Annotated in this window: 17 protein-coding genes and 1 pseudogene; 6 read left to right on the forward strand and 12 right to left on the reverse strand. The window is 38.2% G+C overall.

Annotation, left to right across the window (positions count from 1 at the left end; all coding sequences use genetic code 11):
• Positions 1-6: 6 nt before the first annotated feature.
• A complete protein-coding gene (locus tag H4J52_RS16710; protein ID WP_182225264.1) occupies positions 7-180 on the reverse strand; it encodes a hypothetical protein in 174 nt (57 codons plus the stop codon).
• Between the two features lie 521 nt (positions 181-701).
• Between H4J52_RS16710 and H4J52_RS20560 the strand changes: the two are divergent.
• Together H4J52_RS20560 and H4J52_RS16720 are read left to right on the forward strand one after the other, a co-directional pair.
• Positions 702-755: pseudogene (locus H4J52_RS20560) on the forward strand (hypothetical protein); the annotation flags it as partial.
• A 133-nt stretch (positions 756-888) separates the two neighbouring features.
• A complete protein-coding gene (locus tag H4J52_RS16720) occupies positions 889-1,434 on the forward strand; it encodes a phage tail protein (protein WP_182178381.1) in 546 nt (181 codons plus the stop codon).
• A gap of 167 nt (positions 1,435-1,601) precedes the next feature.
• Here H4J52_RS16720 and H4J52_RS16725 read toward each other — a convergent pair whose 3' ends face one another.
• Complete coding sequence (locus H4J52_RS16725; RefSeq protein ID WP_259367879.1) at positions 1,602-2,432, reverse strand: ABC transporter substrate-binding protein; 831 nt, start codon at positions 2,430-2,432, stop codon at positions 1,602-1,604.
• A gap of 537 nt (positions 2,433-2,969) precedes the next feature.
• Between H4J52_RS16725 and H4J52_RS16730 the strand changes: the two genes are divergently transcribed.
• Entirely contained in the window at positions 2,970-3,371 is a 402-nt protein-coding gene (locus H4J52_RS16730; RefSeq protein WP_182178379.1) for a hypothetical protein, read from the forward strand.
• A gap of 195 nt (positions 3,372-3,566) precedes the next feature.
• On the opposite strand, the gene H4J52_RS16735 is transcribed toward H4J52_RS16730, so the two are convergent.
• Both H4J52_RS16735 and H4J52_RS16740 read right to left on the reverse strand, forming a co-directional pair.
• The gene (locus H4J52_RS16735; RefSeq protein WP_182225266.1) at positions 3,567-5,324 is read right to left on the reverse strand and encodes a hypothetical protein; all 1,758 of its coding nucleotides are present in this window, start codon (positions 5,322-5,324) and stop codon (positions 3,567-3,569) included.
• Positions 5,325-5,773: 449 nt separating this feature from the next.
• Positions 5,774-6,478: a porin gene (locus tag H4J52_RS16740; RefSeq protein WP_182225268.1), complete on the reverse strand. Its 705-nt coding sequence runs from the start codon at positions 6,476-6,478 to the stop codon at positions 5,774-5,776.
• A 1,119-nt stretch (positions 6,479-7,597) separates the two neighbouring features.
• Here H4J52_RS16740 and H4J52_RS16745 point away from each other — a divergent pair.
• Together H4J52_RS16745 and H4J52_RS16750 are read left to right on the forward strand one after the other, a co-directional pair.
• On the forward strand, positions 7,598-8,113 hold the full coding sequence (locus H4J52_RS16745) for a TIR domain-containing protein (RefSeq protein ID WP_182225270.1): 516 nt from the start codon (positions 7,598-7,600) through the stop codon (positions 8,111-8,113).
• Between the two features lie 72 nt (positions 8,114-8,185).
• Positions 8,186-8,428 (forward strand): hypothetical protein, encoded by a 243-nt coding sequence (locus tag H4J52_RS16750; protein WP_182225272.1) that lies wholly within the window; start codon positions 8,186-8,188, stop codon positions 8,426-8,428.
• Positions 8,429-8,549: 121 nt separating this feature from the next.
• Here the strand turns inward: H4J52_RS16750 and sucD are convergent, their stop codons facing one another.
• The 8 genes from sucD to sdhC all read right to left on the reverse strand — a co-directional run bounded on the left by sucD (position 8,550) and on the right by sdhC (position 18,433).
• Positions 8,550-9,422, reverse strand: coding sequence for a succinate--CoA ligase subunit alpha (gene sucD / locus H4J52_RS16755; protein WP_182182097.1), 873 nt, complete (start codon positions 9,420-9,422; stop codon positions 8,550-8,552).
• Complete coding sequence (gene sucC / locus H4J52_RS16760) at positions 9,422-10,588, reverse strand: ADP-forming succinate--CoA ligase subunit beta (RefSeq protein WP_182173260.1); 1,167 nt, start codon at positions 10,586-10,588, stop codon at positions 9,422-9,424. The genes sucD and sucC overlap by 1 nt, the downstream gene beginning before the upstream one ends.
• A 170-nt stretch (positions 10,589-10,758) precedes the next feature.
• Positions 10,759-12,234, reverse strand: coding sequence for a 2-oxoglutarate dehydrogenase complex dihydrolipoyllysine-residue succinyltransferase (gene odhB, locus H4J52_RS16765; protein ID WP_182225274.1), 1,476 nt, complete (start codon positions 12,232-12,234; stop codon positions 10,759-10,761).
• 19 nt (positions 12,235-12,253) lie between these two features.
• Entirely contained in the window at positions 12,254-15,061 is a 2,808-nt protein-coding gene (locus H4J52_RS16770) for a 2-oxoglutarate dehydrogenase E1 component (protein ID WP_182182094.1), read from the reverse strand.
• 159 nt (positions 15,062-15,220) lie between these two features.
• Entirely contained in the window at positions 15,221-15,931 is a 711-nt protein-coding gene (locus tag H4J52_RS16775) for a succinate dehydrogenase iron-sulfur subunit (protein ID WP_182182093.1), read from the reverse strand.
• Between the two features lie 13 nt (positions 15,932-15,944).
• Positions 15,945-17,717 carry a succinate dehydrogenase flavoprotein subunit gene (sdhA, locus tag H4J52_RS16780; protein ID WP_182225275.1) on the reverse strand — a complete coding sequence of 591 codons (1,773 nt, stop codon included), beginning with the start codon at positions 17,715-17,717 and terminating at the stop codon, positions 15,945-15,947.
• Complete coding sequence (gene sdhD, locus H4J52_RS16785) at positions 17,718-18,065, reverse strand: succinate dehydrogenase, hydrophobic membrane anchor protein (RefSeq protein WP_182182091.1); 348 nt, start codon at positions 18,063-18,065, stop codon at positions 17,718-17,720. It lies immediately after the preceding gene.
• A complete protein-coding gene (gene sdhC, locus H4J52_RS16790; protein WP_182182090.1) occupies positions 18,059-18,433 on the reverse strand; it encodes a succinate dehydrogenase, cytochrome b556 subunit in 375 nt (124 codons plus the stop codon). The genes sdhD and sdhC overlap by 7 nt, the downstream gene beginning before the upstream one ends.
• A gap of 407 nt (positions 18,434-18,840) precedes the next feature.
• Here sdhC and H4J52_RS16795 point away from each other — a divergent pair, with 407 nt between their 5' ends.
• The gene (locus H4J52_RS16795) at positions 18,841-20,127 is read left to right on the forward strand and encodes a citrate synthase (protein ID WP_182182089.1); all 1,287 of its coding nucleotides are present in this window, start codon (positions 18,841-18,843) and stop codon (positions 20,125-20,127) included.
• The last annotated feature ends 503 nt before the right edge of the window (positions 20,128-20,630 follow it).

Below are 20,630 nucleotides of genomic sequence, written 5' to 3' on the forward strand. Positions count from 1 at the left end.
TCACGATTAAGTCACTAAACAAGCATCACTAAAATGGAATTTAGACATGAAAAACTCTGTATCTAATAAATTATTATCACTATGCGCTTTGTCGTTTTTCGTACTCACTTCGGTAGCTAATGCTGGCATTATCAGCATTACATTAGGAAATGGTGCATCAGGGTTAGTTGATGGCGACATGCCTACCCCTGTGATCTAGTCTGTGCCGGTGGTATATCATACGGCCAGGTCCCCCCTTTTGACGCTGTTAGAGGGCATGAGATTATATTGGATCCCAAAAATGTTAATTGGTCATTCAATTATGGTCCAATTACCGATACGATTCTTAGTGCAACATTTAGTTTTGGTATTTGGGATCATGACTCTTCTGCATCAGGTAGTCAGTTAGATTCGTTTGCACTAGATGGCATGAACCTTACCACTGAATTAGATGCATTGTTTGAGTCTGCTGGAGGCTCCCTTGATAGACAATTCAAAATTTACACGATGAATTTAAGCACTAGCCTTTTTGCTAGTTTAGCTGATGGGCTATTTTCAGCTAATTTAGACATTGGTGGAACAGGTTTACTCACTAATGGACTAACACAAGTAGTAAGTGAGTCACGATATAATGCTTTTCTCTTAGTTCATTCAACATTAAATATAACCACTCAAGATGTCGTTGACCCTGAACCCCTACTGATGTACCTGAGCCAAGTACTTTATTATTGTTTGCAGTCGCATTGTTAAGTTTTAAACGCTATAGCCGCAGATAAGCCCTTATTTCAATACCTGATGGTATCGATAGGATGAAGAGATAACAATGTTGCCTCTTCATCATTAATATGCTGATTTTACTGAGTGTTAGTAAAAACCAGCAACATAAAATTAATATACAAGGAAAATATTATGGAAGGATACATAGGTCAACTATTAATGTTTGCAGGTAATTTTGCACCAAGAAATTGGGCTTTATGTGATGGTCAGCTAATCGCTATTTCACAAAACCAATCACTATATGCCATTATAGGGACAACTTACGGAGGAGATGGACGCAGCACTTTTGCTTTACCTGATTTACGAGGAAGAACATCTACCCATCCAGGGGGAGGACCAGGCTTGACGCCTGTTAGATTAGGTCAACACGGGGGTAGCGAGAAACACACACTTATTGAAGAACAAATGCCGAGTCATAACCACCAAGTTACTGCCAGGGCAATGTGTGTTAATGGTCCAGGTAATACTAGTACACCTGTTGAAAATAGTTGGTCATCTGATGCTGGCGGTACCTCTATTTCTTATTCTAATCTAGCTTCAGACACACAAATGAATGGAAGTACCATAGAAGTTCAACAAGAAAGTAAGGGAGAAAATCAACCAATTAATAATTTGCCTCCTTACTTAGCGGTAAATTACATTATATGTACGGAAGGTCAATTTCCATCTCGTAATTAATCCCAAGGGTGATATCACTTAACGATTCACCCTATTCATATTTACCCTAGTAATCATTTACACTTTACTTATAATGGTTATTCTTTGAAAATAATAATAAATAATGATTCGATTTTTAGCCATTATACAAATTGCTATTCAACTTAATGATCGCTAATGAGTATAAATTACCGACGATTAACACTGAAAACATCTAGCTCAGCCAATTCTATTAACTTTTTCAATTCACCGCTTTCTTGAAGACGTAAGATTTCTTGATTAATAATAGGCACTAGTGTTGCGTGGTTTTTATTAATATAATGATAAAGCGGTAACACAGCTAAAGGTCTACTCGTCGGTATAATATTTTTGTAACCTAAACGCTTTAAGGTCAACTCTCCATCAAGCGTATTCGTTAATACGACATCGACTAGCCCCTTTTTCAGTACCTTAAACATATTTTCAGTACTGTTCATTTCATAAATTTCACTTAAACCCCTCGTTATATTACTCGTATGCTTTACACCACGGATCTTAGCCAATTTATACTTTTTCAAATCGTCTATTTCATGAATAATAAGTTGACGTTCTTTAAGACTAAAAGGCATGGTTTCCAGGTAATAATAAGGAGTGGCTACTCTAATCATTTGATTATTTTCAATGCCATATGACCAAATTCTCATTATTTCCCCGTCCTTCTCCCCCGTGTTTGCGACAAGTTGCGCTCTTTGTGCTGGTAATGGGGTAACCGTGATATTAATACCTATATTTTTATAAATTTGAGGGAGAACAATTCGACCAATTTCTTGCTCAATTAATAGTTCAATTGAAGCAAAATTGTAATGGATAACTTGGGGAATAACGTCGGTTTTTTTTTTTACATTAACGTCTGATATTACATTTACAATAAAGGTTGGCGCTATGATTGTTGAAGTGGCAAAAACAGGAAGCGAAACTATAAACAAAATGCATATAGCATTAAGCTTAAGTAAAAAATATTGGCTGAAGAGTATCTTCAATTACCCTACACCTTTAACTGAGTATTTATAAAATATAACGCTGTTCGCTTGACCTCCATGTGTGTTCTTTTGACTTGGCTTAATAACAACATTTGAAATATTAATTGACTAAGTATGGTCTATAAAATAGGACTATTGTATAAATTGGTGAATAAAAGGGCAAGTAAAACGTTTACGTGTCTCCCCTGTATACTCTGCAAACTTGGTTATAATAGCTATAAAATGGGTTACAGTTTTAGCGAAAAAGGCTTCAGCCAGGGTTGTATTTTCAAAGTAAGAAGACAAAACTTGAGCTAATTTAATAGAGTAAAAACAATTAAATCATGATATTTTGATTAAGTCAGTCTAGATGATAGTAAAAATTATTTTTTATATTCATAACAACTTTAGGCTGTGGTTACACTAAACATAAGTAGAATAAACAGAGTATTTTAAAGCAAGATTACCCTGCTCGCGGTGAAATTCAATTATATGAGTCGACGATTATGCTACTGTTTAAACATCAGTAAGCGACTTTTTTATTATTTAGGCTATTCAATGATCGCAAATAAACACACAATATTACCTGTATTGATCAGTTTTATTTTTTACTTTGCATGGACGTGGTACGCCAATAGTAGAGTAACAGATGATGTAGCCTTGTTATTACGAACAGCGCTCATTCAGAGCACGTACAGCGCGTTTATGACATTAACTTTTAGCACGCTGTTAATTTGGGTAATAAATAAAATGAAATGCCACGACCACCCATACATGGCGATTCTTCCTCCTTTGTTAATGCAATCAAGCATGGTTTATTTGATTAATGTCCTTAATCAAACACCCAACTTACTACTGACGATTATGCCAAGCATATTTTTTACTGCAATTTATGGGGCTATCTTTACATTCACCTTGTTAAAGAAGCCTGAATACCAATGTGATAGTAAAGTTAAATAATATCTCTGTATCCTAGGTGTCAAAGACTACAATCGTAACTATTATGGGGGATTAAAAACAATAAAAAACCCGCAGTTCAGCGGGTTTTAGATAATAAGTGAACGCCATCATTCATTTTACTGAATAGTGTAACGTTTTAAGTGAGGATATATATCCTCACTTAAACACTTGATATTAGACACTTTCAAACGTGATTTATTGCACAGGGATAGTTAGGGTGCCTGTAGCGACAACACCAGCTTTAGTTTCATAGGCATATTCAAACGTCATGCTGTTTTCAGAACCAACCAAATTGTCAGACATATATTCGTTTGTACTAGTGCGATAAACTTTTTGACTATCAAGTTGAGCGCTACCAATTTCGATACTTATGTTTAGATTATCACGAATTAAAGTTTCGTTTTCCGCTAATTGCACTAATCCTATAGCATACGCATTATAAGGGTTACCATTTCTGACAAGGTTAAAGTCTCTTATTGAATTAGAGTTTACGCCGTCTTGAGTTATAGAAACACTACGCAGTGAAAGCGTTTGTAAAGCGTTAATACTTGTAGGTAAGTACAAATAAGCATCACGATTGTAATTGTATGGACTAGACGAGTCGCCCGCTGAATTAGTTGGAGTTATAATTACTCCATTAGTCTTATAGTTATTATTATCTAGACGAATGTCATTAATATCAAAAGTATCACTGTTATCTTCAATAGAAAATGAAAGGGAATCACCATTAACATCAACTAATTTTTCAGTCGCTTTCACAGCTAAAGAATTAACCTCATAATTATAATCTTGCCCTGAAGTTAACGTACTAACTGGTGTAACCGTTAATTTTGTATCGTTTAAACTTGTTTCGAATGTTACAGGGATATCTACATTACCACTTACAATAGTAGTCCCTGCTAAAACGATATCATTTGAGTCATCATTGCCTTTTATTACTGTAAAACCAGAAGTATTTGTTAATGCAAGACTGCTTGCAGATACCGTAATTGGCTGTGAATAAAACACGCTAAAGCTATGATCAACAAAGTCTACTTTATTAGCAACTGCGATGACTTCTAAAGCAGAAGAGCCGTTATCGAGCACTCTTGGCATTACAGCCAACTCAACAACATTTGAATACGGGATATTATAATAATTATTTCCTGAAGTACCAGAAACATATACTGTTAAAGTTTCAATATCATCAAGATTTAATTGTACAGAACTACTTCGATAAACGACATCATTAGCAGTGAAAGAAGGTATTTCTATCGTTGAAGAATTAGCAAATTTTGCAGATAAAACATATTGCTCAGTTAATTCATCATAAGTAGAGGTAGATTTCTCTCCATCTGAACCTGTTGCTGTGAGATCTGCCCCTAAAATAGTGTTAGCACTTTCATCAATAAGTGTTATGCGATACTCAACTTCAGCTAATGGCATTTTGTCTTGAACATATATAGTTAATGACTCTTGCTTATTGGCAGATGGGTAATATAATTCAGTGCCATTGAGGTTGCTATTAGACTCAGGAACAAAGTCTATATCGCCATCTTTATTGAGATCTAAACTTGCTCTAATGGTGGTATTAATGAATTTTGGTAAGGTTATATTATAAACACCGTTCACCGCATCATAAACTGAAACATGCTTATACTTGTTAGCTCTTGAACTGGTACCAGAATGAGAATATGCGATAAATTCTAAGGTTGGCAGCGGTAGACCTGTCGTATTGTTCATAACAGTAACTTGCACATCTGTAGCTTCTGACACTGTTAATGTTCCATAGTCTTTTGGCGTATTAACCCCGTTTGAATCACCGGTATTTATAAAGAATGTACGGGATAAAAAACGGTTATCACTGCTTGAAATTATAAGCGTAATGTCAGAGCTAGATGGAAGGTTTTCAATCTTAAATTCGCCCCCCGTAAAAACAAGGTTTTCCTGAATAACAACATCTGCCGCAATCACGGTAATATTGGCTGCAGAGACTTCGGTATTGTCAACAGCATTAACAATTAAGCCGGTTAATGCAACTGTTGAATTTTCGGAAGTTGTAGGATTAGTGCCACTAAGAATTTCATTTTGCGCCTGATATGGCTTGTGCTACATCTGAATTACTATCGTCTTCAACTTCTTTATGCTGTTAACAAGCATAAAGAAGTGGTTATCAATACGAGGTTTACATACTTCAATTTAATTTTCCTTTTAAAATTTAGAAGGTTAACATAAAATTAAATTACTGTTAATTATAAAGTTAATTTTTTTGCACAATGATATAAAAAGGTAAAAAATATCGGGATTTATCGGTTGCGTGTCATATAACACGTTCAATGTTTTCGTTATTAAGGATTTGAAAATGACTTAACGATTAAGCAGCTATATTGCGCTTGATTTCATGGGCTAAAAAACACAGTATTTTAGAAACGATAGGTAGTATAAATACCAACAAAACGATCATAACTATTATCAAGTTTATAACCATTTTCTTGCGCATCGAAGTCGGAATAGCCTGTAAAGAAACCAATATCTGTATTCTTAGAAAGGGCATAATTAACACCCACACTGATTTCATTTGCGCCGCTTTGATTGAAATCTTTTAAATCACGGTAAGTGTAATTCGCCGTCGCGGTCCAATCTTTTGCTATATTAGTTTGTAAACCTACCGAATAACGATATTCATCTTTATTTTTGAGTTTTTCTTCATCCCACTTTACGTAGCCCACAGAGAAAATTAAGGCGAGGTTTTTATCAAAGACATATTTACCATTTAAATCAGCGCCATAAGCAACAGAATCACCGTTAATTGTTGACTCTTGATAACCTCTAACACCTAAGCCTGCGGCTAACTCTAAACCTGTATCATTATCCTGACGAGCTAAAAAACGGTAATTAAGGCCGCCTAAGCCGACGGTTAGGTTATCGGTTAAACCATAAGCAGCATTTAGATTTAATGCTACATGCCTCTGATCTTTTTCTTCGCCCCATGCTAATGCCCCACCAACAGAAATTGTGCCATCTGTTAATGTTAATGGTCGTAATACGGGATTTTCAGGATATTCCATTTCTGCAAAAACAGTTGATGATGCTAAAAGTAACGCGATGCTAATAAGTGATTTGTTCATAATGTTAATTCCCAATTTTTTGTGTTTGTAGTTTATAAGGGAATAATAAAGTGTTGTTACGTTCGTTTCCTTATGGGTTTTGTTGATTAAATGTAGGCGTAACGTGAGAAATTGTAAGAAGGTATACGGCTAAAAAACAGCAATGCTTGGAGTTTGATTAACTGTTTGGCATCGCGGTGGCGATGGTACAGAAAGGGAACGAACGATCCCCTTTCCAATCCCAAAAGCGCCCTGCTAAGCTAAAACTGAAATATTAATTTTAATTTTTGCCGTTATCTATACCTAACGAATGCTCGTCTCTGCGCGGCGTTAGTTATAGCCATCCATTGCTTCGATAAATATTGCACTTATCTAAATTAAGTCTCCGTTGCTGTGAGGGAACTGGAGTTTGTTGGACTAGTCGTGATGACTAACGAAAAAAACACAAATGAGTATATATTAACTACAGAAGAACCAAACACCAAATCTGCTCCATTAAACGCCGGAATGATGACCAATATTCACGTATCACTGGCATGGATGCCAGTGAAAGCGCTGTTGGCACAGGGAAGTGCCATCAGCGCTGGTACGTCGAGAATATTGAGGAGCATGGAGAAAACACGTTTAATGTTGCAGCGACGGGTGAGTCCAAAGCAGAAGGTTAGAGTGGAGGCAGTATGCTTTTCTTCTTGGGTGTCGTCACCACAGCGATAATGCATGAATAACGTACGCTAATTAATTTTACCCTGACACTATTTATTCAAGGTTCACCGTTTTACTGGACTAGATTCCGTACAAGAGACTTACGGAATGACGGTAGCTCCCCCCCACCCTACCAACGCGCACCAAGTCTGCTTGAATCAAGTTCCGAAATGAAAGGTAATATTCACGTATGTTCATCAGGGATGATGAACAAAGCGATGTCGGCACATGGATGTGCCATCAGCGCTGTTACGTCTAAGATATTACCTTGAATATAGGATAACACTTGATTAGCAGTGCCGAGGGAGTCCAGAGGGAGGTCGGCGTCAGCCTCCCTTTGGGTGTCGTCGCCACCGCGACAATGTACAGTATAATTAAACTAAATAAGTTGTTAACATTAAGAAAGTTGGATCATTAAAAGTTATAGGCGTAATATAAATGGAAAGCAAACCTAGAATTTTCATTGGGTCATCAAGCGATAGTATAGATATAGCTAATGCATGTAACGTAGCATTAGATTACTCCGCTGAAGTATCCGTTTGGCCAAACATATTTGACAAAGCTGGAACTGACACTTTGAGCTCTTTAATGACAAAAGCTGATAACGTTGATTATGCACTATTTGTTTTTTCTCCCGATGATGTGGTCACTATGAGAGGAAAAAACCAACCAACGGTGAGAGATAATGTTCTTTTTGAATTAGGCTTATTTATAGGTTCACTTGGTAAAGAACGTTGTTTCATTCTAAAACCACGTAATACCGAACTATATATTGCCAGTGACTTAGCTGGAATCAATACTCTTGGCTTTGATATAAATAGAAGTCATACAAATTTAGATTGTGCTGTGAATGCTGCTTGTATAAAAATAGCTACTCAAATGAAGCAGCAAGGAGCATTTACAAAAAGTTTTGCCACAGATAAAGTGTTGTCTCCTAAGGTTTCCAAAAGCTAATACTCAATAAATGACAAATCTCTCCGTTTGTTATCCGAGCTATTATCTACTCATACGACAACAGTAAATGGTATGTTTTTTTGGGATATAGAGCAAAAAGCACTTCCATTCACAGAAGCCCAGCTTCAAATAGCCTTGATAAAACTAACTCGAATAGGCTATATATCTAGAATGATCACCGAAGACTATAACGGTAATAGTGGATATGGCTTCACAATTACAAATGGTGGTATTGAGTATTTATTAGAAAACGAACAAAGACTAGATGAGATAATTAGGCTTGAAGAGGAACAGGCAAGGCAACAAACTCAGTAACCCCAACAACAGTTTGGCGGATTTAATCCGCAGATTAAAAATATATAGAATTCATATTATTAAACAAAAAACCCGCTAGCTAGCGGGTTTTTATTAAGAATTACAAGTTGTAAGCATTAGCCTACCAACCTGTTTTCTCTTTAAGTGCTACGCCGATATCAGCTAAAGAACGAACAGTTTTAACACCGGCCGCTTCTAATGCTGCAAATTTTTCATCAGCAGTACCTTTACCACCGGCAATAATCGCGCCAGCGTGACCCATACGCTTACCTTCTGGTGCAGTAACACCAGCAATGTAAGATACAACAGGTTTAGTAACGTGTGCTTTGATGTATTCAGCAGCTTCTTCTTCAGCAGTTCCGCCAATTTCACCAATCATTACGATTGCTTCAGTTTGTGGATCGTTTTGGAACATTTCCAATACGTCGATGAAGTTAGTACCTGGGATAGGGTCACCACCAATACCTACACAAGTAGATTGGCCAAAACCAGCATCAGTTGTTTGCTTAACGGCTTCGTACGTAAGCGTACCAGAACGTGAAACAATACCGACTTTACCTGGTAAATGGATATGACCAGGCATGATACCAATCTTAGTTTCGCCTGGAGTAATAACGCCAGGACAGTTAGGACCGATCATACGAACGCCAGATTGATCAAGCTTAGCTTTAACGTCAACCATATCTAAAGTTGGAATACCTTCAGTGATCGTAACGATAAGTGTAATGCCCGCATCAATAGCTTCTAAAATTGCATCTTTACAAAACGGAGCTGGAACGTAGATAACTGTTGCTGTTGCGCCAGTTGCTGCTACTGCTTCACGTACTGTATTAAATACTGGTAGGCCTAAATGCGTTTGACCGCCTTTACCTGGGCTTACACCACCAACCATTTGTGTACCGTACTCAAGTGCTTGTTCTGAATGGAATGTACCTTGACCACCAGTGAAACCTTGACAGATTACTTTAGTATCTTTGTTAATTAAGATAGACATTATTTGCCCTCCGCAGCTGCTACAACTTTTGTCGCTGCATCAGTTAATGACTCAGCAGCAATGATATCTAAGCCAGAGTTTTTAAGAACTTCACGACCTAATTCAGCATTAGTACCTTCTAAACGTACTACAACTGGTACTTTAACGCCTACTTCTTTAACCGCGCCAATAATACCTTCAGCAATCATGTCACAACGTACGATGCCGCCAAAGATGTTAACTAAAACAGCTTTAACATTGTCGTCAGAAAGAATGATTTTGAATGCTTCAGAAACACGTTCTTTCGTCGCTCCGCCGCCAACATCTAAGAAGTTAGCTGGCTTGCCGCCGTGTAGATTTACGATATCCATAGTACCCATTGCTAGGCCTGCACCGTTAACCATACAGCCAACGTTACCGTCTAAGGCTACGTAGTTTAATTCAAAGCGTGCTGCATGAGCTTCACGTTCATCTTCTTGAGATGGATCGTGGAACGCGCGCATTTTAGGTTGACGGTATAAAGCATTACCATCGATACCAATTTTGCCATCTAAACAGTGAAGATTACCTTCGTCAGTAATAACTAACGGGTTGATTTCTAATAAGGCGAAATCGAAATCTTCAAACATTTTTGCAAGACCTAAAAAGATCTTAACAAATTGCTTCATTTGCGTTGGATTTAAACCTAACTTGAAGCCTAATTCACGAGCTTGGTAAGGTTGAGCGCCAACAAGTGGATCGATTTCAGCTTGATGAATTAACTCAGGAGTCTCTTCAGCAATTTTCTCAATATCAACACCGCCTTCAGTAGAGGCCATGAATACGACTTTACGACTTGCGCGGTCAACAACAGCACCAAGGTATAATTCGTTAGCAATATCAGTACAGCTTTCTACTAAAATTTTAGCAACTGGTTGACCGTTCGCGTCAGTTTGGTAAGTCACTAAGTTCTTACCTAACCAGTTTTGAGCAAAATCTTTGATTTCTTGCTTAGATTTAACTAGCTTAACGCCGCCCGCTTTACCGCGACCGCCCGCGTGAACTTGAGTTTTAACAACCCACATAGTGCCGCCGATTTTATCAGCCGCTTCTGCAGCTTCCTGAGGTGTATCGCAAGCGAAACCTTCAGAAACTGGTAAACCATATTCAGCGAATAATTGTTTCGCTTGATACTCATGCAAATTCATGGTGTATTTCCATTTATCTGTGAATGATAATGACAGCTGCTTTTAGTTATAAATATAAATAAAATTCGCTGTCATCGAAAAAAGTTGATCGATTATAGTATAAAAGCTCTAAGGAACAAAGTCCTCAGAGCTAATACTATAGTCTAAATCAAAAGATTTAATATTCTCGACTATATATCAAGAAGTAGACGTGTTGGATCTTCTAACAAGTCTTTAATTGCCACTAAAAAACCAACAGATTCTTTACCATCAATTAAACGATGGTCGTAAGAAAGTGCTAAGTACATCATAGGAAGTATTTCAACTTTTCCATCAACAGCCATAGGTCTGTCTTGGATTTTATGCATACCTAAAATAGCCGCTTGCGGTAAGTTTAAAATAGGTGTTGAAAGTAATGAACCAAAAACACCACCGTTAGTAATCGTGAAATTACCACCTGTCATATCTTCAATTGAAAGTTTACCGTCACGACCTTTGATTGCTAAGCCACGAATACCATTTTCAATGGCGGCCATACCTAATTGGTCAGCATCACGTAAAACAGGTGTAACTAAGCCACGTGGTGTAGAAACAGCAATAGAGATATCAAAAAAGTTATGATAAACAATATCATCACCGTCGATTGAAGCATTTACCGCGGGGAAACGTTTCAATGCTTCGGTAACTGCTTTAACATAAAACGACATAAAGCCTAAACGTGTGTCATGTGTTTTCTCAAACAAGTCTTTGTATTGTTTACGAAGATCCATGATTGGCTTCATGTTAACTTCGTTAAACGTTGTTAGCATTGCTGTTGAGTTTTTAGCTTCTAATAGACGTTTGGCAATTGTCTTGCGTAAACGTGTCATAGGTACACGCTTTTGAGTACGTTCACCTAGATCTTGAACAACAGGAGCTGGAGCAGCAGCTTTTGCCACAGGTGCAGCCACAGGTTTATTCAGAGCCGCTTCAACATCTTCTTTAGAGATACGCCCGCCTTTACCGGTGCCTGAAACATCAGCAGCAGTTAAGCCTTTTTCCGTCATTAAACGACGTACTGAAGGACTCGCTAATTCGTCAGAGCTGATTGCTTCTTCTGCAGTTGCAGCAGGAGCGCTAGTTGTTGCCCCCGCATTTAGTTGACCAATAACTTGTGAACCTAATACCGTATCGCCTTCAACATGAATGATTTTACCAATCACGCCATTGTCTTGAGCAACAACTTCGAGTACCACTTTATCCGTTTCAATATCAACCAAGTTTTGGTCAACAGAAACCGTATCGCCTTCCGCAACATGCCAAGTAGCAACCGTTGCATCAGCAACAGATTCAGGTAAAACCGGTACAATAATGTCGATAACTTTTACTGCTGTTGCCGCTGGAGCTGAAGCTGCAGGCTTTGCAGGAGCTGAAATATCAGCTGATGCGTCGCCTTCAGTAAGGATAGCAATAACTTGCTCGCCTAATACTGTTGCGCCTTCAACTTGAGAAATTTCAGTGATTACGCCATCAACGACGGCTTGTACTTCAAGCACGACTTTGTCAGTTTCAATATCTACTAATACTTGGTCACGTGAAACTTTATCACCTACTTGTACATGCCAAGTAGCTACGGTTGCGTCAGCAACTGATTCAGGTAAAACGGGAACCTTAATTTCGGTGGTCATTTATTTTATTCCTTACTCACTAGTCTTCAACAGATAGCGCGTCATTGACTAGCGCTTGTTGTTCTTTTACATGGACAGACATATAACCTACAGCTGGTGCTGCAGAAGCCTTGCGACCTGCATATGTCAAATAAGTACTTTCAGGTATTGCCGCTCTAAAATGATGCTGTGAACAATACCATGCACCTTGGTTTTGCGGCTCTTCCTGGCACCAAACGAATTGCTTCACATGCTGGTATTTCGCCAACTCTGCTTGCAGCTCTTCTTCTGGAAATGGATACAGTTGTTCGATTCGAATGATGACAACATTGTCTTGCTCACTCTTGCGACGCTGGTCAAGTAATTCGTAGTAAACCTTACCACTACAAAATACAACACGTTCAACTTTTTTAGGGTCGATATCGTCAATTTCACCAATAACATTATGGAAAACACCCGTCGAAAGTTCTTCTAATGAAGAAACAGCTAAAGGATGTCGTAATAATGATTTAGGTGACATAACAATTAAAGGGCGACGCATTGGACGTACGACTTGACGACGAAGCATATTAAATACTTGCGCAGGCGTTGACGGCACACAAACTTGCATATTGTGATCAGCACAGAGTTGTAAGAAACGCTCTAAACGTGCTGATGAATGTTCTGGACCTTGACCTTCATAGCCATGTGGTAACAACATAGTTAAACCACACAAGCGACCCCACTTTTGCTCACCAGAACTAATGAATTGATCAAATACTACTTGTGCACAGTTAGCAAAGTCGCCAAATTGTGCTTCCCAAATAGTTAAACCAGCAGGTTCTGCTGTGGTATAACCGTATTCAAAAGCGACCACTGATACTTCAGACAAGACTGAGTCATGGATATCAAATGGACCTTGACCTTCACGAATGTTTTTTAAAGGTAAGTACTTGCTTGAATCTTCTTGGTTATGAAGAACAGCGTGACGGTGGAAAAAAGTGCCACGACCAGAATCTTGTCCGGTAATACGAACACGCTTACCTAGGTCAACAACAGATGCATAAGCTAAGTTCTCAGCCATACCCCAGTCGAGTAATTTCTCTCCCGATGCCATTTTAACACGGTCGTCGTATATTTTCTTGACACGACCTTGCACAGGATGAGATTCAGGATATGTTGAGAGTGTCCCTGCAAGTTCTTTTAACTTCTCAATAGAAATTTCTTTCTCGTAATCATCATCCCAGTTATGGCCGATGTATGGTGACCAATCAACTGAATGTTCAGTCATTGGTCGCCATTGCTCAACGGTACACTGGCCTTCGTCAAGTAACTTACGATAATACATCGATAATTCATTCGACTGTTCGAGGTTAATTGAACCTTCCGTGTCAAGTCGCTGGGCATATAACTGACGAGGTGTTGGATGTTTTTTAATTTTTTTGTACATCAATGGCTGCGTTGCACTAGGCTCATCAGCTTCATTGTGACCATGACGACGGTAGCAAACAAGGTCGATAACGACATCACGCTTAAATTCGTTGCGATAATCAAGGGCAATTTGTGTAGCCAAGATAACAGCTTCTGGGTCATCGCCATTAACATGAAGAATCGGAGCTGAAACCATTTTTGCTATTTCAGTACAATATTCACCACTGCGCGTATCTGCAGGATTAGACGTTGTAAACCCAACCTGATTATTGACAACGATACGTATCGTTCCGCCCACTTTAAATGCACGTGCTTGTGACATATTAAAAGTTTCTTGAACCACACCCTGACCGGCAATAGCAGCGTCACCATGAATAGTAACCGGAAGAACCGTATCACCGACTTTATCACCACGTCTGTCTTGACGTGCCCGGACTGAGCCAATAACAACAGGGTTAACAATTTCTAGATGCGATGGGTTAAAGGCCAAAGCTAAATGAACATTGCCACCAGGCGTTACAAAATCGGATGAATAACCTTGGTGATATTTAACATCACCTGAAGATAAAATTTCATCGTGTTTACCGCCAAACTCGTCAAATAACTTTGATGGATTTTTACCCATCACGTTAACTAAGACATTTAAGCGGCCACGGTGAGCCATACCAATAACAACTTCTTTAGTGCCTTGCGTACCAGCACGAGTAATAAGCTCTTTTAGCATAGGTATTAACGCATCACCACCTTCAAGGGAGAAACGTTTAGCGCCTGGAAACTTAGCCCCAAGGTATTTACAAATACCATCGGCAGCGATAAGACCTTTAAGAATTTCTTCTTTTTGGTCGACAGAAAATTTTGCTTGCGACTGAACAGACTCTAAACGTTGTTGGATCCAACGTTTTTCATCGGTGTCAGTAATGTGCATATATTCAGCACCGATAGAACCACAATAGGTAGTTTTAAGGGCATTGTATAAGTCACCTAACTTCATCGCATCTTGAGAAGTAGCAAATGAGCCGACGTTGAACTCGGTATCAAAGTCATTTTCTGAAAGTTCATGATGCGACAGTTGTAAATCGCGTACCTTATCTCGCTTCCACAAACCTAATGGGTCAAGGTTAGCATTTTGATGTCCACGAAAACGAAAAGCATTAATTAGCTGTAAAACTTTAACTTGTTTGGCATCACTACTACCAGAAACAACAACAGTTTTATGGGATTGCTTAGCTAATTCTTTAAATTCATTGCGGATTTCAGAGTGCCTGAATTCTAAGTCAGCACCTTCAATTTTTGGAAGTTGTTGGAATAACGTTCGCCATTCTGCAGAAACAGATTGGGAGTTATCCAAATAAGATTCGTATAATTCTTCAATGTAAGTAGCGTTAGCACCACTTAAATGAGAAGACTCTAACCAAGCCTTCATTGTACCTTCGGGCATTGCCTGTTCCTTTATGGGATAAAAGCAATAAAAAAATAAACAATTATCGTTAGCAAGTCAACTAGACTAATAGCTAATTGTCATCTGCTAATGATGACTATTCCTGTTTTAAAACACCAAAGTGCTAGATAATTTCATCTAACACTCTGCTATTTAATTTTATACTGCGCGTGAAATCAACATCGACTTAATGTGGCCGATAGCTTTCGTTGGGTTTAATCCTTTTGGACAAACATCAACACAGTTCATAATACCATGACAACGGAATACGCTGTAGGCATCTTGCAAACCATCTAAACGTTCTTCAGTTGCAGTATCACGGCTATCAATTAAGAAGCGATAAGCATGCAACAAACCTGCTGGTCCAATAAACTTATCTGGGTTCCACCAGAAAGACGGACAAGAAGTTGAACAACAAGCACATAAAATACACTCATATAAACCATCAAGCTTTTCCCGCTCTTCAATCGATTGAAGATGCTCACGTGCTGGAGGGTTTTTACCATCATTAATTAAGAACGGCTTAATTTTTTCATATTGATTATAGAACTGTGTCATATCAATAACTAAATCACGTACTACCGGTAAACCAGGTAAAGGGCGTAACACTATTTTCTTTGCTGGAACAGCCGATAATGGTGTAATACAACCTAAACCATTCTTACCGTTAATATTCATACCATCAGAGCCACATACTCCCTCACGACATGAACGACGGAAAGAGATAGTAGTATCTTGCTCTTTTAATAAAATAAGTGCATCAAGTACCATCATATCTGAGCCTTCTGGAATTTCCAGCTCATAATCTTTCATGTAAGGTGCATTATCAACATCAGGGTTGTAACGATAAATCGAAAAAATTTGTTTCATTGCAATGCTCCTATTAATATACGCGGGCTTTCGGTGGGAAAGCTTCACGGTGAACGGGTTCCATATTTACTTTACGTTTAGACATAGCTTGTGTCTCTGGCGTATAAATACTATGGCACAACCAGTTTTCATCATCACGAACAGCAAAATCTGCGCGCGCATGAGCACCACGTGATTCAGTGCGGAAGTTAGACGCTTTGGCTGTACAAAAAGCCGTTTCCATCAAGTTGTCTAATTCTAAACACTCGATACGTTGCGTATTAAATTCTGAAGACTTGTCATCGAGGCTAGCATGCTGAAGACGTTCACGGATTTCAGTCAACTCTTTCATGCCTTCAGCCATAGCATCACCTTCACGGAATACCGAGAAGTTAAATTGCATACATTTTTGCAAGTCTTTACGTATTTTAGTTGGACTTTCACCACCTTTAAGAGATGACTCCCAACGATTAGTACGTGCTAATGAAGCTTCTAAGTCAGACTCAGAGGCATCTTTCCCGCTTTGCGTATCATTTAAGTAAGTGCCTAAGAAATTACCCGCTGCACGACCAAAGACCACTAAATCAAGAAGAGAATTACCACCTAAACGGTTTGCACCATGAACAGATACACAAGCGATTTCACCAACGGCAAATAATCCTTCAACGATAGTTTCTTTACCCGTTTCTGGATTAAAATTAATCGCTTGGCCATTCACGTTACAAGGAACACCACCCATCTGATAATGACAAGTTGGTATAACTGGAATAGGTTCTACTGCTGGATCTACGTGAGCAAATGTTTTCGATAAATCACAAACACCTGGTAAACGTTTTTCAAGCGTTTCACGGCCTAAATGATCAAGTTTAAGTTTAAGATGCGGACCCATAGGACCGTCAAAACCACGACCTTCACGAATCTCTGTCATCATAGAACGAGCAACTACGTCACGACCTGCTAAATCTTTAGCATTTGGTGCGTAACGTTCCATGAAACGCTCGCCATCTTTGTTAAGTAGGTAACCACCTTCTCCACGACAACCTTCAGTAACAAGCGTACCTGCACCGGCGATTCCTGTTGGATGAAACTGCCACATTTCCATGTCTTGCATCTGTATGCCAGCACGAACTGCCATGCCAACGCCGTCACCAGTATTGATGTGAGCATTAGTTGTTGATGCATAGATACGACCAGCACCACCGGTAGCTAATACCGTAGCACGGGCTTTGAAGTAAACAATCTCGCCTGTTTCAATACAAATAGCGGTTGTACCAACAATAGCACCGTCACTATTTTTAACTAAATCTAGTGCATACCATTCAGAGTAGACATTAGTTTTATTTTTAACGTTTTGTTGGTACAAGCAATGTAATAAAGCATGACCAGTACGATCGGCTGCGGCTGCTGTACGTGCAGCTTGTTCGCCACCAAAGTTTTTAGATTGGCCACCGAAAGGGCGTTGATAAATTTTACCTTCTTCAGTACGAGAAAAAGGTAGACCCATTTTCTCTAACTCAATAATAGATTCAGGACCTGTTTTACACATATACTCAATAGCGTCTTGGTCGCCGATATAATCAGAACCCTTAACGGTATCGTACATATGTTGTTCCCAATGATCTTCATGCGCATTACCTAGCGCAACAGTGATACCACCTTGAGCCGATACTGTATGAGAACGAGTAGGAAAAACTTTAGAAATCAAGGCACAAGATTTACCTGATTCAGAAATAGCTAATGCAGCGCGCATACCTGCACCACCGGCGCCAATGACTATAGCGTCAAATTCACGAATTGGAACGCTCACTTATACACCCCACACAATTAAAAAGCCTGCCGCAAGGTAGACTAGTAAAGTAACAGAAAAGAGAAATTGTAATGACCCACGTAAAGATGCTGGTTTGATATAATCCGACAATACTTGCCAAATACCAATCCACGCATGTACTACAAGTGATAAAAGAGCAAGCAGTGTTGCAATTTTCACTGACATTAAACTAAAAAAGCCATGCCATGTTTCAAAAGTAACTTCTGGGGTAACCACAAAAAAGCCAGCAATTATTAACGTATATATTGTTAATATTATCGCGCTCGCTCTTACAAGCATATAATCATGTACGCCATTTCGGCCTACAGTAGCGATGTTACTTACCATAACCATACTCCTACTACTACAGTGAATACAAACCAAAGAGCCATAGCAAATTTAGCACTGGTATTACCTGAAGCTAATTCTTCAAAATAGCCTGAGTCCATGAATAAGTGACGAACACCCATTAATATATGGAAGGTTAACGCAGAGATTATGCCAAACAAAATGAATTTGAATAGGAAGCCATCAAGAAATGCTTGAATTTGAGCAAATCCTTCAGCGGAAGATAGAGATAATGAAAGTGTCCACAATAAAATACCAATAGCAAATACCATAATGACACCGGAAATACGGTGCAATATCGAGGCGTTTGCCGAAGGATGCATTTTGATTGTAGTCAGATCTAGGTTTACAGGACGTTGTTTTTTCACAATTTCGCCTAAAGAGTTTTTTGAGTCTTTAACTTTTTTACTATTGTCCAATGAGATAACCAAACATATTTACCCTTAATTGAACAATCCCCTAGTGATCTCGGTTTATATTTGTATATTAATAAAATAACAAACAAATTAAAATTAAATCAATGTGATTATATAGCTGAACATTTTTAATTACAATTTTCTTAAGCGACAATTCATCTTTATCTTACAAATCTCTGTTTGTTTTTTAACCAGTTAGAGTGCTTATTTAACTTTAGTCTAATGTTAAAACATTACGTTTGACTTTAAGGGGGTATAATGAAGTAGAATACGGCTAGTTTTATATTCATAAAAACTGATTAAGTTTTCAAAAGCTGAAATCAGAAAAGCGAATTAATAATTTATAGGGGATTAAACATATGGCTGAATCTAAAGCCACTCTCAGTATTGATGGTAACGTAGTTGCAGATTTACCAATACTTTCAGGTAGCGCCGGTAACGACGTGATAGACATCAGAACCTTAGGGAATTATGGTTATTTTACTTATGACCCGGGTTTCTTAGCAACCGCTTCATGTGAATCAGCTATTACTTTTATCGATGGCGGCAAAGGTATCTTGCAACATCGTGGTTATCCAATTGACAGCTTAGCGAAACAAGCTGATTACTTAGAAGTTTGTTATATTTTGTTAAATGGCGACGCGCCAACAAAAACACAATACGATGAATTTATTAAGATTATTACCAACCATACGATGGTTCATGAGAAGATAGCTCACTTCTTTCAAGGTTTCTTACCTGATGCACATCCAATGGCGATGCTTTGTGGTGTTGTTGGTGCTTTATCATCATTTTATCATAGTGATTTAGACATAGAAGATCCAGCACAACGTTTGCGTAGTGCACATCGTTTAATTGCTAAAATGCCAACTATTGCAGCGATGGCATACAAATATAGTATCGGTCAGCCATTCGTCTACCCACGTAATGATTTAAGATACGCAGAAAACTTCTTACACATGATGTTCTCTGTACCTGCTGAAGAATATATTGTTAGTCCAACAGTTGCTCGCGCAATGGATAGGATCTTTACGTTACATGCTGATCATGAGCAAAATGCTTCTACATCAACAGTACGTTTAGCTGGTTCATCTGGTGCTAATCCTTATGCTTGTATTGCAGCAGGTGTTGCATCTTTGTGGGGCCCAGCGCATGGCGGCGCTAACGAAGCTTGTTTAAAAATGCTTGAAGAAATTGGCACATTAGACCGTGTTGATGAATTTGTTGCTCGCGCAAAAGACAAAAGCGATTCATTCCGCTTAATGGGTTTTGGTCATCGTGTTTACAAGAATTTCGATCCACGTGCTACTGTAATGCGTGAAACTTGTCATGAAGTACTGAAAGAATTAGGTATCAATGACCCACTTTTAGACGTAGCAATGGCTCTTGAGAAAGTAGCTCTTGAAGACCCATACTTTATTGAGAAAAAACTTTACCCTAACGTAGATTTTTACTCTGGTATCATTTTGAAAGCTATCGGTATTCCTACAAATATGTTCACAGTAGTATTTGCAATGTCTCGTACAGTAGGTTGGATTTCTCACTGGGATGAGATGCTAGGTCAACCAGGTCAAAAAATTGGTCGTCCTCGTCAGAACTATATTGGTGAAATTGATCGTGAGTTTGTACCATTAAATAATAGATAATAACCTCTTATTTAAATAACTTATTAAAAGGTAGCATGTGCTACCTTTTTTATTAATTTAATTTAATTTAATCATCATATATAACCGTTTTATTATCTTTCGAGCCTTCATCATCAAGATAATATCGCCATAAACACCTTTTAATATTTACGCAGTTTCCATCTACAATTATTGGTTTAGCACATAAATAAGCAGTATCGCTCAGAAAAAAACCATTATAATCTAAAGGGATTATAATAATTCATGTAAAAAATAATGATTAAAAACAATAAAATAAAAAAAGTCACTGATGTAAATAAAATATAGTTAAAATTCGGTCAAAACATTATTTTTAATGTTGTATATAAGGATTTTAAAGTACTAAAATATTAATTTCGAAGGAATAAAATTGCCCTATAGATAAAACAAGAGTAATTTTCAATTCAATTTCCTGAAGATTCGCTCTTACACATCTCTTGCTCAAGCGCTAAATCATTTAAAATATCACGAGATACATCACATAT

The sequence above is a fragment of the Colwellia sp. MB02u-14 genome (genome assembly GCF_014076915.1).
Taxonomy (GTDB): Bacteria; Pseudomonadota; Gammaproteobacteria; order Enterobacterales; family Alteromonadaceae; genus Colwellia_A.